Origin of the sequence: Vibrio sp. 1F263 (assembly GCF_041439035.1) — a bacterium.
Lineage (GTDB): Bacteria > Pseudomonadota > Gammaproteobacteria > Enterobacterales > Vibrionaceae > Vibrio > Vibrio tasmaniensis_A.
In genome coordinates this window covers 76,757-90,726 of the sequence record NZ_JBGONI010000007.1, presented here as the reverse complement: position 1 = coordinate 90,726, position 13,970 = coordinate 76,757, and the positions used below count along the sequence as shown (strand labels likewise).

Sequence of the window (13,970 nt, the reverse complement as noted above, 5' to 3'; positions counted from 1 at the left end):
GGGGGCTGGTAATTACCAAGCCCCCCATCTTTCTAAGTGAGAAAAGAAAATGTCAAAAGAATTTAGCCGCACACAACGTGTGTCTCAGCAGCTTCAAAAGGAGCTTGCGCTTATCCTACAACGTGAAGTTCGTGACTCACGTATCGGTATGGTAACTATCTCAGACGTAGAAGTGTCTCGTGACCTTGCTTACGCAAAAGTGTTCGTTACTTTCCTATGTATCGGTGAGCAAACACCTGAATCATGTCTTGCTGCTCTTAAAGAGCATGAAGTGCCAGTTCGTATGGCTCTTGGTAAGCGTATTCGTCACCGTCTAACGCCTGAAGTGCGTTTTACTTACGACAACACACTAGTAGAAGGCATGCGTATGTCTAACTTAGTAAGTGAAGTTTTAAACGACGATAAGCGTAAGCAAGAAGAGTCTGGCCGTACTGACGAAACTCAGTCTAAGGGCGAAGAGTAATGGCTCGCCGTCGTAAAGGTCGCCCTATCAACGGGGTAATTCTGTTAGATAAGCCAACGGGCATTTCGTCTAATGATGCACTGCAAAAAGTAAAACGTATTTACTTTGCAGAGAAGGCAGGGCACACCGGTGCTCTTGATCCTCTTGCGACTGGCATGCTGCCAATTTGTCTTGGTGAAGCAACGAAGTTTTCTCAGTTTCTATTGGATTCTGACAAGCGCTACGTAGTAATCGCTAAGCTTGGTGAGCGTACCAATACCTCTGACTCTGATGGTGAAGTGGTAGAGACACGAGATGTTAACGTGACTCAAGAGCAACTTGAACGCTGCATTGCAAGCTTCAAAGGGGAAACCGACCAGATTCCATCAATGTTCTCAGCATTGAAGTATCAAGGTAAGCCTTTGTATGAATACGCACGTGCAGGTATCGAGGTGCCTCGTGAATCTCGTAAGATCACTGTTTACTCTATTGAACTGCTTCGCTTTGAAGGTGATGAAGTTGAGATGGAAGTGCATTGTTCAAAAGGCACTTACATCCGCACAATTACCGACGATCTTGGTGAAATGCTAGGTTGTGGTGCCCACGTGACCATGCTTCGCCGTACTGGTGTCGCTAAGTATCCGTACGATCGTATGGTGACTTTGGAGCAGTTGAACGAGATCCTAGAGCAAGCGCAGGCGCAAGAAATTGCACCCAAAGAACTGCTTGATCCACTATTAATGCCAATGGACACAGCCGTTGAAGACTTACCAGAAGTTAACTTAAACGCGGAACTGACTGACCTAGTTCAGCACGGTATGCCCGTTCAGGTTTCTGGTGCGCCAACTGAAGGTACGGTTCGCATGACAAGTGGTGAAGAGAAACTGTTTGTTGGTGTTGCTCAGATTGCTGAAGATGGCCGAGTTGCACCGAAGCGTTTGGTTGTTTTCAGAGATGAAGAGCCACAAGCATAACGCTGAAACCTAGTTAGGTATTGGCGCTTAGCCTGGAAAAGCGAATCAATAATATAGAAAGCGAGCCCTTAATTTTAATGGTTCGCTTTTTTCGTTTTTCATCAGTTCGATTGTTATTGCACCAACTCGTAAACTTCCCTATAATCCTCGGCTCGCGTAGCGGCTGAATCAGAGATTGGCTGCTACAAATATAAACTTACTCTTATCAGGAGAGATTTATGTCTCTGAATGCAGAAACTAAAGCAGCAATCGTTGCAGAATACGCACAATCTGAAGGCGACACAGGTTCACCAGAAGTACAAGTAGCACTACTTACTGCTTCTATCAACCACCTACAAGGTCACTTCAAAGCGCACAAACACGATCACCACAGCCGTCGTGGTCTATTACGTATGGTTTCTAGCCGTCGTAAGCTTCTTGATTACTTGAAAGGCAAAAACCTTACTCGTTACCAAGACCTAATCAAGCGTCTAGGCCTACGTCGCTAATAGCGATGTCTGCAAAGACAGTTTGAAGAAAAGGAGCATTTATGCTCCTTTTTTTGTGCCTGTTATATTTTTAATGTTAAAAATGAAGGTTCTCTGTGCGGTTAACCTGATTTTTAATCGTGAAAATGTCTCTTGCCAAGAAAATAGTTTATACTCTCGCACGCGAATAATTGTTTGATTATTTCGCACCCTAATTAGCTCAACAATAACAGTCACAGATGTCGGCCAATAGGTCGCGACTATTAAAAGCAGATGTTTAGTCTGATTGAACTTCTCGTCTTTTTTTACTAGTCGCGATTAGTTATTGCTGAGCATTCATTCACTTATTCTGAAAAGAGATTTTCAGATGAAGGATATACAATGTTTGAAAAACCAGTTGTAAAGTCATTCCAGTACGGTAACCACACCGTTACTCTAGAAACGGGCGTAATGGCACGTCAAGCTACTGCTGCTGTAATGGCGACTATGGACGATACATCAGTATTCGTTTCTGTTGTTGCTAAAAAAGAAGCTGTTGCGGGTCAAGATTTCTTCCCTCTAACAGTTAACTACCAAGAGCGTACATACGCTGCGGGTAAAATCCCTGGTGGTTTCTTCAAGCGTGAAGGTCGTCCATCTGAAGGCGAAACACTAACAGCTCGTCTGATTGACCGTCCAATTCGTCCACTTTTCCCAAGTGCGTTTAAAAACGAAGTTCAAGTTATCGCTACGGTTGTTTCTATCAACCCTGACGTAAATCCAGACATGATCACTATGATCGCAACGTCTGCTGCACTTGCTATCTCTGGTGCTCCATTCAATGGTCCTATCGGTGCTGCACGTGTTGGTCACATCGACGGCGAACTTGTTCTTAACCCATCAAATACTGAGCTTGAAAACTCTAAACTAGACCTAGTTGTGTCTGGTACAGAAGGCGCAGTACTTATGGTTGAATCTGAAGCAGATAACCTATCTGAAGAAGAAATGCTTTCAGCTGTTGTTTACGGTCACGACCAACAACAAGTTGTAATCAAAGCAATTAACGAGTTTGCTGCTGAAGTTGCAACTCCATCTTGGAACTGGGAAGCGCCAGCAGTTAACACTGAGCTTAAAGCTAAAGTTGCTGAGCAAGCTGAAACACGTCTATCTGACGCGTACCAGATCACTGAGAAAATGGCTCGTTACGAGCAAGTTGGCGCAATCAAGAACGACACTGTTGAAGCTCTAATTGCACAAGACGAAAACCTAGATGAGCGCGAAATCCGCGGCATGCTTGGTTCTCTAGAGAAAAACGTAGTACGTAGCCGCATTATTGCTGGCAACCCACGTATTGATGGCCGTGAAAAAGACATGGTTCGTGCGCTAGACGTACGTACTGGTGTTCTTCCACGTACACACGGTTCTTCTCTATTCACTCGTGGTGAAACTCAAGCACTTGTTACTGCAACGCTTGGTACACAACGTGATGCACAAATCATCGATAGCCTAATGGGTGAGAAGAAAGACAACTTCCTTCTACACTACAACTTCCCTCCATACTGTGTAGGTGAGACTGGTTTCGTTGGTTCTCCTAAGCGTCGTGAAATTGGTCACGGTAAGCTTGCTAAACGTGGTATCCAAGCAGTAATGCCTTCTGTTGACGAATTCCCATACACAGTTCGTGTTGTATCGGAAATCACAGAATCTAACGGTTCTTCTTCAATGGCTTCTGTATGTGGTACATCTCTAGCACTTATGGATGCTGGTGTTCCAATCAAAGCTTCTGTTGCGGGTATCGCAATGGGTCTTGTTAAAGAAGGCGACGATTTCGTTGTTCTTTCTGACATCCTTGGCGACGAAGATCACCTAGGTGATATGGACTTTAAAGTAGCAGGTACTAACGCTGGTATCACTGCACTTCAAATGGACATCAAGATCGAAGGTATCACTAAAGAGATCATGCAAATTGCTCTTAACCAAGCGCAAGGTGCACGTAAGCACATCCTTTCTGTAATGGATGAAGCTATCTCTGGTGCTCGTGAAGATATCTCTGAATTCGCTCCACGTATCCACACAATGAAAATCAGCTCTGATAAGATCAAAGATGTTATCGGTAAAGGCGGCGCAGTTATCCGTGCTCTTTGTGAAGAAACGGGTACTACAATCGAAATCGAAGACGATGGCACAATCAAGATTGCTGCTACTGAAGGCGCAGCTGCTAAAGAAGCTATCCGTCGTATCGAAGAGATCACTGCTGAAGTTGAAGTTGGCCGCATTTACCAAGGTAAAGTTGCTCGTCTAGCTGACTTCGGTGCATTCGTTACTATCCTTCCAGGTAAAGATGGTCTAGTACACATCTCTCAAATCGCTGATAAGCGCGTTGAGAAAGTGTCTGACTACCTAACTGAAGGTCAAGAAGTACCAGTTAAGGTTCTTGAAATTGACCGTCAAGGCCGTGTACGTCTAAGCATGAAAGAAGCAGTTGAAACGCCAGCTGAAGGCGAAGCACCTGCTGCTGAGTAATTCTTAGCCTATTAATGGGACTATCGCTTTTTAGTGATTTCTAACCCATTGGTAAAAAAGCATGTTATAAAGGGGAGCATATCGCTCCCCTTTTTTATTGCGGTCATAACAGGAGTAATTATTTGTGAAATGGTTTCAAACCGCGAGTATGTGTTTACTGCTTGTACTGACAGGTTGTGCGACAACATCAGATAACACCTCACGTTGGGTTTATCCACCAATGGCTGTGCCGCTGCAACCAAGCGTTCAGCAAGAGGTTCAAATTGCACGTCTTAGTCAATTATTACAGCGCCCGGACTTGAATGATGAAGTTCGATCTAAGATGCTGTTTGAACGTGGTAACTACTACGATAGTGTTGGCCTGCGTGATTTAGCACGTCTTGATTTCAATCAGTCTCTTTCATTGAACCCCGCTCAACCTGATATCTTCAACCTTTTGGGTGTTTACTTTACGCAAGTAGGGGAGTTTGATGCCGCTTATGAATCTTTTGATTCTACGTTAGAGCTTGATCCTGCAAACTCTTACGCAGAAAGAAATCGCTCTATCGCACTCTACTACGGCGAACGTTATGATTTAGCCAATGAAGAGATGACGAAGCATTATACCGATGATCCAAGTGATCCATTCCGTGCGCTTTGGTTGTATATCATTCAGCACGAACTCACGCCAGAGCAAGCCAAGCTTGATTTGCAAAAACGTTACGAGAGCCGTGATGAGCAGTGGGGTTGGGTATTAGTCGCGATTATGCTTGATGACATTACTGAAGAGCAGGCTTTTAAGGCGATCTTGACCGGTACTCGTGACAACACGTTACTTGCGCAGCGTCTAACTGAGACATATTTCTACCTTGCTAAGCGTTACCACATGAATGGGGACTACGCGAATGCGATCTCTTTGTACAAGTTGTCAGTGTCTTTCAATGTGTATGAATATGTAGAGCATCGTTACTCTTTCTTAGAGCTAAGTCGTATATTTACTACTCTTAAAGCCGAGCACTTAGCAAAAGTTAAGTTGGCTGAGGCCGAAGAAAAAGCCGACACAAAGTAAACGATATATTTTGATTCCGAAGAACCGCTGCCTGTCAGCGGTTTTTTTATGCTCCTTTTTTATAAACAAGGGAGGGGGGAGGGCTCGTTTTTGATTGCTTTTTATTTAAACAACACTAAAATAGTTAGCCTTGCTAACTAAATGCGATTCTTGATTAGGTGAGTATGCTGAACCAGAATTTAGAAAAGATTGAGCGCTTCGCCTCTAAGATATGGCGAACTCAGGTAAATGAAGATCCTATTTGCCAATTGAGCTTCAATGAGTATGACTATTTGAAGGTCATTCAATCTTCTCCTGAACCGATCCGATTGACTGATCTTGCGATTGAGATGCAGGTTACAAAGCCTTCAGCAACCACTATGGTTCAGAGACTAGAGAGAAAGGGGCTTGTTGAGCGTAAAGCTTCGCTCGAAGATGCGAGGTCTAAGTTGGTCGTATTGACCAGCAAAGCTGAAGTCGGCTTAGAAGAAGAAAGTAAGATCTATCAGGTCATGGCACAGATATTGGAAAGTCGTTTGTCTGAGCAAGAGTCTCAGCAGCTAAACCTATTATTAAATAAAGCTTTGAAGTAAATAATTTAGATATTTAGTTAGCCTTGTTAACTAATTTTTCGAGTCATATCTTGTTGATATGCGACTCACAGAAGAAAGTAGAGTAAGAAATGAGTAACTCAATTAGTCGTCAGTTTTGGCGATACACAATCCCGACTGTGGCTGCCATGTTGGTTAATGGCCTTTACCAAGTGGTGGATGGCATCTTCATTGGCCGCTATGTGGGGGCTGATGGACTTGCAGGTATCAATGTTGCGTGGCCTGTGATTGGTTCGATTCTCGGTATTGGTATGTTGGTGGGTGTAGGTACAGGTGCGCTTGTCTCGATTCGCCAAGGTGAAAAAGATACTCAAGGCGCTAAGGAGATCTTAGCAACAGGTTTAACCTTGTTGTTGGCGATAACACCTATTGTTTCTGCATTGCTGTTTTTGTTTGCTGATAACTTCTTGCTTTGGCAGGGCGCAGAAGGGAGAGTGTATGAACTTGGCCTGCAATACTTACACCTTCTGATTGGCGCGAGTGTCTTCACGCTAGGTTCGATCGCGATGCCGTTTTTACTGCGTAACGATGACAGCCCTAACTTAGCCACCATACTGATGATTGTCGGTGCGGTGATCAATATAGCTCTGGATTATCTGTTTATTGCTCAGTTTGGTTGGGAGTTGAAAGGTGCAGCACTGGCAACCGCGATTGCTCAGTTTGTAGTAACCGGTCTGGGTCTGGCTTACTTCTTCTCACGTCGAGCAAACCTGCGCTTGCGTTGGAATGAACTGAGATTGAAGTTATCGGTAATTCCTGAAATCTTCGCTATCGGTACATCAAGCTTCTTTATGTACGCTTATGGTTCGATGATGGTGGCGCTGCACAATGCGTTGTTCTCTCAATATGGCGACCAGTTGATGATTGGCGCTTACGCTATTTTGGGCTATATCGTGACGGTTTACTACCTCACGGCTGAAGGTATCGCCAACGGTATGCAGCCATTGGTGAGCTACAACCATGGTGCGCGTAACCAAGCGAACATCCGTAAGTTACTTAAGATTGCGATGATGAGTTCGGTATTGATTGGTGTGGCGTTCGTGCTGCTTCTGAACGCGTTCCCACGTGAGTTTGTGTCAGTCTTTAACTCAGATGAACCTCAGCTAGTCGAGTACACCGTGTTGGGTATTCGATTACACATGTTTGCACTGGCGCTTGATGGTTTCTTAGTGGTAGCGGGTGCTTACTATCAGGCGGTCAACAAAGGCAGTAAAGCGATGTTTGTCATGCTAGGTAATATGCTTATCCAGTTACCTTTCTTGTACATTATGCCTAAGTTGTACGGTGTGCCGGGGATCTGGGTTGCGTACCCACTGTCTAATATTGCGCTAAGCGTGGTGGTGATGGTGATGCTCTACAAAGATGTAAAGAAGCTCGATGTCTCACCGATGAATACAGCGGCGGCATAGGTCGTATTTCTTAAGTAGAATTAAAAAGGTCTAGCGAATGCTAGACCTTTTTGTCTCTGTGGCTGATGGGTTTAACTCTAGAAACTAGATGTTTTTAACGTCTAAACCCGCAAGCTGATGCCAGTAGCCATTGCACTGGCGGCTTTCAATCTTCATTGGTTTTTGACCTTGCTCGTTCGCTCTGAAGTTATTGATTTCAAAGAAAGTGTCGATACCCAATGGACTCAGGCGAACGACATCGACCAAGTCATGCATGCTCGGTAGATCATTGACTAGGTTGTAGCAGTAACCTGATTGCGTCTGGATACCATTAAGGTTAAATACCGATTGGCCTTCTTGGCTTTCGACCTGTAGACCTGTTGGGTATTTGATGCAGCAGGTTTCGCAATCGTCTTTGGCTTTGTTCTCTGCTCGGGCTGTAAAGCAACGTGCAGAGTAAGCAAGAGGTAAGTAGCCATGGCTAAACACTTCTACTTCGAACTTATTACGAATATTAAGCTCTTCGCACTGTTTCATTACGTTGCTTAGCCACTCGCGAGAAAGCTCAACGGGCATACACCAACGCGTCATACCTTGTTTCAAGAACAGGTTCAGAGTGTGTGCATTGTAGGTGTTCACCGCAGGGCCAACAACAAAAGGCACCTTACTTTCACTTGCCAGTTGAATCGCAGATACATCATTGGCTTCAATGGCGAAGTCACCGTTATCAATGTACTTCTTCATGATGTTGACTTCGCTTGGGGCTTCTAGCAATGCCATGGTTGAAAGAACCACTTGCTTACCTGAATCAGACAGCTCTTTTGCTATGTCCATCCAGTGTTTTGCTTTCATCTCACGGCGCTTTGAGCACACCGCTTCACCGAGGTAGATGATGTCGGCAGAGCTTGATTTTGCTTGCTCATAGAAGCTTTCAACATCTTGTTTTGGCCAAAAATAAAGTAGAGGGCCTAATGCGTATTTCATTGAGTTCTCCATTTGGCTCTATTGCCATTTACGGTGGTAAGCGCCAAGCGTGGTTTGTGTACCTTCAGATACATTCGCCAGTGTCGCATTCCAAGCTTGTTCCACTTGGTATTGTTCAGGGTTCGCTAAGTAGCGATCGATGGCTGCGCGCCAAGTGCGAGTGACTTGCTCGACATAAGCAGGGCTACGTTGGCGACCTTCAATCTTCACAGAAGCAACATTCGCGGCGAAAAGCTCAGGCAACATAGATAGTGTGTTAAGGCTAGTTGGCTCTTCAAGTGCGTGATAACGCTTTCGCTCACCATCTACTTCTGCTTCAAATCGGCCTTTACATAGCGTTGGGTAACCTGCGTTCTCACCTGCTTCATACTTGTCGATAAGGATTTCGTTCAAGCGAGATTCAAGTCCGCCATCCGTTTCTTGCCAGCGAACGTATTTTGCTGGAGAACATGCCCCAACCGTATTTGGCGATTCACCCGTCATGTATGAAGAGAGGTAGCAACGGCCTTCTGCCATGATACATAAGCTACCAAAAGCGAATACTTCGAGGTCAACGTCAGAAGTGATGTTACGAGAAAGCTGTTTGACCTGATGGATTGACAATACGCGCGGCAATACCACACGCTTAACGTTGAAATTTTTATGATAGAAGTCGATAGCGGCTGCATTGGTCGCAGATGCTTGTACTGATAAGTGCAGCTCTAGTTCTGGATATTTATTTGCAGCGTACTCGAGCACCGCAATGTCAGCGATGATCAGCGCATCAACGCCTAGTGCGGCGGCGTTATCTACAGCGTTAGTCCAGCGTTCGAAGCCGTTTGGGTGAGCAAAAGTATTTAAGGCAACGTGAATTTTCTTGTTGCGGTCATGCACATACTGCACAGCACGATCGAGCTTTTTACCCGCAAAGTTAAGGCCTGCGAAGTGTCGGGCATTCGTATCGTCTTTGAATCCGATATAGACAGCATCCGCACCGCAATCAATAGCGGTTTTCAAAGCAGGTAAGTTACCCGCTGGGCATAAGAGTTCCATTTGCTCACTACCAATAGAATAAAATTGAAGCGAGTATTTTATGAAGAATTATGAATGACGGAATTGATGTAAGGCAGGTTTAGATGGATAAATCTGCTTTTACCCCATTTGAGGTACTGACGAATGGCGAATTTACGCTTTAGCTTGGTGTTGGAGGGCGTGTTTAATTAATTCTTGTGACGACGGTTTTGGGCGAACAGTTCTTCAACCTCTTGTTTTGGTTGAGGGCGATAGAAGTGGAAACCTTGAATTGAACCACAGTTGAGGTTAGACAGCAGGGTTGCTTGTTCACTGGTTTCGACACCCTCTGCAACCACGGTTAAATCGAGAGATTTCCCAAGGTTGATGATGTTTTCAATTACGGTAATTTGCTTTGGTAAGGTATCGATATCTGAGATAAAAGCTCGGTCAATTTTAAGCTCATCAATCGGAAAGCGAGCAAGGTAAGATAGAGAAGAGTAACCCGTACCAAAGTCATCAATGGATAACGCAAAGCCAAGTCTCTTAATCGCGTTCAGCATTTGAAGCGTGTGCTCACTATCACTCATTACGGCACTTTCTGTAAGCTCAAAGGTAATCGCACTTGGATCTAGCTCAGTAGAGCGCAGCAACTTCTCCATGAAATCAATCAATTTTGGATTACCAAACTGCTCTGGTGAAAGGTTGATCGCGACGCGACCAGGTAAAATACCTTGCATCTTCCAACGTTTCACCGTGGCAAATACTTCGCGCATTACCACACGACCAAGTTGTTCAATAAGGCCAGCTCGTTCCGCTACAGGAATAAATGCGGCAGGGCTAATATAACCTTCTACGGGGTGTTTCCAACGTACCAGAGCTTCTGCTCCGTTAATGGTGAAGTCACGCGCATTTACTTTTGGTTGGTACCAAACCTCAAGCCCGTTCTGTTGCAGTGCTTTTTGCAGTTCTATCTCAAGCCACAGTCGCATTCGCGCTTCTTTGTTCATCTGTTCGTTGAACTTGATCAGGCGGTTGCGTCCACGATCCTTAGCTTCATACATTGCGGTGTCAGCATTCTGCAGCAAGATACGTGCGTCACTGCCATCGTGAGGAAAGCTCACACTACCAATCGAGCAGGCTAAACGCTTGCTAAAATGGTGGAGATCGAAGGGTTGGTTGATCAGAGATATGATCTTTTCAGAGAGTATTTCAGGTGTTCGTGGGTGTTCAGGCTCAGGCAGAATAATACCAAATTCATCACCGCCTAAATGGCCAATAATAGCTTGACGAGGCAGTTGTCGTTTTAAGCGAGATGCGACCTCTTTAATCACTTTATCACCGATGTGGTGGCCAAGTGAGTCATTGATATTTTTGAAGTTATCGATGTCTAAGTAGAGCATCACAACAGGGGTCTTGTTGTGAATGAACTGCTCAAGGCTTTTGGTAAACCCAAGTCGGTTGTAGAGCTTAGTCAGTGTATCGATGTAGGCATCTTCACTGTTAGCGGGTGTGTATTGTTTTGTTGTTTCTTGAGCGTCTTGAATAAGTACGAGTTGGGTACTGCTTCCAAGAATGACCGTCGAGTCGATATTTAACTGAACTTTACGTTCAAAGCCACATCGAGCACCCGTTAAACAAACCAAGCCAGACTCAGAAATAATGGAGCTGAGGTCATTATTAAAGACTGTTTTGGTTTGTTCATCGATAAATAATCGGCCTAACTCTTCGCCAATCAATTCTGTGGTGGAGTTAAAACCAAGTAAGCGCGCAGCTGCAGGGTTCGAAGACAGAATGTAGTCGTTTTCAACTAATAGCAATCCGTCTGGGAGCAGGTGAGATAGCTTGTGGAATTTCGCTTCAGACTCTTCTAAAGAACGGACAAGTACTTGGTTTTCAGATGTATCGAAGGCGTGAAAGATGATGTATTCAGTCTTTTTACCATTGGTAAGCGGAGATAGGCTGAAATGAAGGCTAGTGTCTAAAGCCGTTTCGTTTAGGGTGATTTCCGCCTCAATTGTTTCGCCATTGAATGCACGCTCATAGTAAGGCTTAAGGTGTTGGTAGAATTGCTCGCCCAAGGTTTGGCGGTCATTCATGCCTACAAGTTCTGTTTTACTTAAACCAGCAATATCACAGTAACGCTCATTCACCATAAAATAGTTATGTTGAGCATCAAGTACCGCAAAAAAGAACGGGCTGTTTGCAGTAAGCTGTGTAAACCAATGTTGTAGTTGCTGGGGAGGCATCAAAGTACTACCAATTCTCCAAGAGCTTGAATATTCACTATCGATAAACATTGATTACTTTTTGTTCAGCTATCGATGTTTACTTGTGAGTGCAGCGATTCGCTGTGATTTTCATGACCAGAGTTACTATAACTGTGATTATCAATATATTAAAGGTCGAGCATCAAACTGAATTAATTTGATACATAACAGTAACTGAGATCTCAACATCATCTATGATGCTTTCTATATTATTGACAAAGTTACGGATAAGTCACGTGATAAACAAGATACGCACTCAACTAGTTCAAAATGCCGCATCAATTTTGCGATCTCCAGTCCAGTTATTACCAAAATCAGTACAAAAAAAAGCCTTATTAGAAGCATTGAAAAATGTATTCAAGGAGGCTTTAGAGGATGGTGATTTTGAGTTCTTAGAAGACAAGTGGCTTAAAGTTTCAATAAAAGATATGGGGTTAAGTTGGTGTATTAGCTACAAAAATGAGCAACTAGTTGTCGCTGATAAAGAGGTCAATGAAGATGTGAGTTTTAGTGGCAATCTAAATGATCTCGTGTTGATTGCTGGGCGAAAAGAAGACCCAGATACGCTTTTCTTCCAACGTCGACTGTCTATTGAGGGTGATACCGAGCTAGGCTTGGAAGTGAAAAATTTGATGGATAGCGTCGATTTAGACTTATTGCCGACTCCTATGAAAACTTTGTTAAATCAATTAGCTGATTTTGTGCAGAAGGGAGTACAATCCCCAGATACACAAAGTGAGGTAATGAATGCTTATTCGAACTGAAGCACCGGCAGATATACTTGTCATCGATCGTTTATTGAAATCTGTTTTTGAAACGGATGCAGAAGCTAATTTGGTTATGAGCTTGCGTGAGAATAGCCATTTAACGCTATCGCTGGTGGCTTGTTCTGATGAAGGGGAGGTGGTTGGTCACCTGATGTTTAGCCCTCTTACTCTTGATGGTGACGATCATAGCTGGCAGGGGCTCGCACCTCTCGCTGTGAAAGAAGAGTTCCGCAATCAAGGCATTGCCAAATCACTGGTTGAAGACGCATTTTCTACTTTGGTAGATTTTGGTTACCCAGCCTGTGTTGTACTCGGTGATCCTGCTTACTACGGTCGTTTTGGTTTCAAGGCGGCGAGCGAATTTGGCCTGAGTTGTGTTTGGGATGTGCCTGAAGGTGCTTTTCAAGCGATTGAGTTGGTAGAAGGGGCGTTTGCTGGGCATTCTGGTGAAATTGCTTACAGCCCAGAGTTCAACGACTTATAAGCTGATTTACCACTCAATAAGATACAAACTGATTTAGTCTAAATAAAGGAGCTTGATGCTCCTTTATTTTTTGTTAGTATCAGCCCAATGAGCACCGTTTAAGTTCACTCGAAGAATATTAATACCAACAAACCAAAGGTTACGACCGCTAGATATGTCACAAACACACGCGCAATATCTACAAGAGATGGGCATTAGCCAATGGGAGTTAAGTCACCCAGAGCGTTTGGCTGGTTATGAATCTGAATTGACTCTGTTATCGAATGATTGCAAGTTACTGTTGGTTTCACCAGAAAAACCTCAGGATGATCTCGCCGTGATGTTTGAGCGAGTACTCAAAAGTATCAAGCTCGACTTATCTCAGGCGTTGTATATTCAACCTCAGCATCTATCTTCTGTGGATTTAGGGGCGGTTGACTGGGTATGGTTTGCTGGTTGCGAATCTGCTCATGAACTGAAGGCCAAAACACTTCAATCTCCATTACTGTCTGACATTAACGGTAATAACCAACATCGCCGCGACTTATGGCAACAAATTTGTGCTTATGACTAATCAATTTTTACCGACTTCACAACAACACCTAGATGCTATTTGGCTGATAGAGCAGGCCGCGCATTCTCATCCTTGGTCTGAAAATATGATCCGTGATCTTAATAGTCGTGGAGGCAGCCACCGTGTTTTAGAAGTCGATGGAAAGGTTGTCGGCTATTTCTATGCTCAGAACATTGTCGGTGAGGTTACTTTGCTGACGATAGCGGTTGACCCTAAGCAGCAAGGCAAAGGTTACGGTAAGGCTTTGGTTGAGCACTTTCTCGATATGTGTGAACAAGCTGACGCGGAAAGTGCTTGGCTGGAAGTTCGCGAAAGTAATGTGAATGCTTTTAATCTTTACGAGAAGGCTGGCTTTAATGAAGTCGACCGCCGTCGTAACTATTATCCAACCAAGCAAGGCAATGAAGATGCCATCATTATGAGCTATCTTTTTATGTCTTTTAGCTAGTCATGTTACGTCTTTTCGCGAACTAGACCGGTAGCTCCGGAATGAGCCACAAAATAGGGTGTA

General features: G+C 44.1%; 14 protein-coding genes. 11 read left to right on the top strand and 3 right to left on the bottom strand.

All coding sequences use genetic code 11. The features are described 5' to 3' along the window. Window positions 1-49 precede the first annotated feature (49 nt). The 7 genes from rbfA to ACED25_RS06930 all read left to right on the top strand — a co-directional run bounded on the left by rbfA (window position 50) and on the right by ACED25_RS06930 (window position 7,432). On the top strand, window positions 50-463 hold the full coding sequence (gene rbfA, locus ACED25_RS06960; protein ID WP_009847540.1) for a 30S ribosome-binding factor RbfA: 414 nt from the start codon (window positions 50-52) through the stop codon (window positions 461-463). Beyond that, window positions 463-1,416 (top strand): tRNA pseudouridine(55) synthase TruB, encoded by a 954-nt coding sequence (gene truB / locus ACED25_RS06955; RefSeq protein ID WP_012604702.1) that lies wholly within the window; start codon window positions 463-465, stop codon window positions 1,414-1,416. Before rbfA ends, truB begins: the two co-directional genes overlap by 1 nt. A 218-nt stretch (window positions 1,417-1,634) precedes the next feature. Then, window positions 1,635-1,904, top strand: coding sequence for a 30S ribosomal protein S15 (gene rpsO / locus ACED25_RS06950; RefSeq protein WP_004734493.1), 270 nt, complete (start codon window positions 1,635-1,637; stop codon window positions 1,902-1,904). A 360-nt stretch (window positions 1,905-2,264) separates the two neighbouring features. After that, window positions 2,265-4,385 carry a polyribonucleotide nucleotidyltransferase gene (gene pnp / locus ACED25_RS06945; protein ID WP_009847538.1) on the top strand — a complete coding sequence of 707 codons (2,121 nt, stop codon included), beginning with the start codon at window positions 2,265-2,267 and terminating at the stop codon, window positions 4,383-4,385. A 124-nt stretch (window positions 4,386-4,509) separates the two neighbouring features. After that, a complete protein-coding gene (gene nlpI, locus ACED25_RS06940) occupies window positions 4,510-5,433 on the top strand; it encodes a lipoprotein NlpI (protein WP_009847537.1) in 924 nt (307 codons plus the stop codon). A gap of 164 nt (window positions 5,434-5,597) precedes the next feature. Continuing rightward, on the top strand, window positions 5,598-6,005 hold the full coding sequence (locus ACED25_RS06935) for a MarR family winged helix-turn-helix transcriptional regulator (protein ID WP_009847536.1): 408 nt from the start codon (window positions 5,598-5,600) through the stop codon (window positions 6,003-6,005). A gap of 89 nt (window positions 6,006-6,094) precedes the next feature. Further along, window positions 6,095-7,432, top strand: coding sequence for an MATE family efflux transporter (locus tag ACED25_RS06930; RefSeq protein WP_371694952.1), 1,338 nt, complete (start codon window positions 6,095-6,097; stop codon window positions 7,430-7,432). Between the two features lie 84 nt (window positions 7,433-7,516). On the opposite strand, the gene ACED25_RS06925 is transcribed toward ACED25_RS06930, so the two are convergent. From ACED25_RS06925 to ACED25_RS06915, 3 genes are all read right to left on the bottom strand, one after another. Next, complete coding sequence (locus ACED25_RS06925) at window positions 7,517-8,395, bottom strand: U32 family peptidase (RefSeq protein WP_371694950.1); 879 nt, start codon at window positions 8,393-8,395, stop codon at window positions 7,517-7,519. A gap of 18 nt (window positions 8,396-8,413) precedes the next feature. Continuing rightward, window positions 8,414-9,427: a peptidase U32 family protein gene (locus ACED25_RS06920; RefSeq protein ID WP_009847533.1), complete on the bottom strand. Its 1,014-nt coding sequence runs from the start codon at window positions 9,425-9,427 to the stop codon at window positions 8,414-8,416. Window positions 9,428-9,594: 167 nt separating this feature from the next. Continuing rightward, window positions 9,595-11,634, bottom strand: coding sequence for a bifunctional diguanylate cyclase/phosphodiesterase (locus tag ACED25_RS06915; RefSeq protein ID WP_009847532.1), 2,040 nt, complete (start codon window positions 11,632-11,634; stop codon window positions 9,595-9,597). A 257-nt stretch (window positions 11,635-11,891) separates the two neighbouring features. On the opposite strand from ACED25_RS06915, the gene ACED25_RS06910 reads away from it, so the two are divergent. The 4 genes from ACED25_RS06910 (at window position 11,892) to rimI (ending at window position 13,907) form a co-directional block, all read left to right on the top strand. Further along, window positions 11,892-12,419: an SCP2 domain-containing protein gene (locus tag ACED25_RS06910; RefSeq protein ID WP_009847531.1), complete on the top strand. Its 528-nt coding sequence runs from the start codon at window positions 11,892-11,894 to the stop codon at window positions 12,417-12,419. After that, window positions 12,403-12,906 (top strand): GNAT family N-acetyltransferase, encoded by a 504-nt coding sequence (locus tag ACED25_RS06905; protein ID WP_371694948.1) that lies wholly within the window; start codon window positions 12,403-12,405, stop codon window positions 12,904-12,906. Before ACED25_RS06910 ends, ACED25_RS06905 begins: the two co-directional genes overlap by 17 nt. Window positions 12,907-13,060: 154 nt before the next feature. After that, on the top strand, window positions 13,061-13,459 hold the full coding sequence (locus ACED25_RS06900; RefSeq protein ID WP_102249131.1) for a DNA polymerase III subunit psi: 399 nt from the start codon (window positions 13,061-13,063) through the stop codon (window positions 13,457-13,459). Continuing rightward, window positions 13,452-13,907, top strand: coding sequence for a ribosomal protein S18-alanine N-acetyltransferase (rimI, locus tag ACED25_RS06895; RefSeq protein WP_371694945.1), 456 nt, complete (start codon window positions 13,452-13,454; stop codon window positions 13,905-13,907). The genes ACED25_RS06900 and rimI overlap by 8 nt, the downstream gene beginning before the upstream one ends. Window positions 13,908-13,970 lie beyond the last annotated feature (63 nt).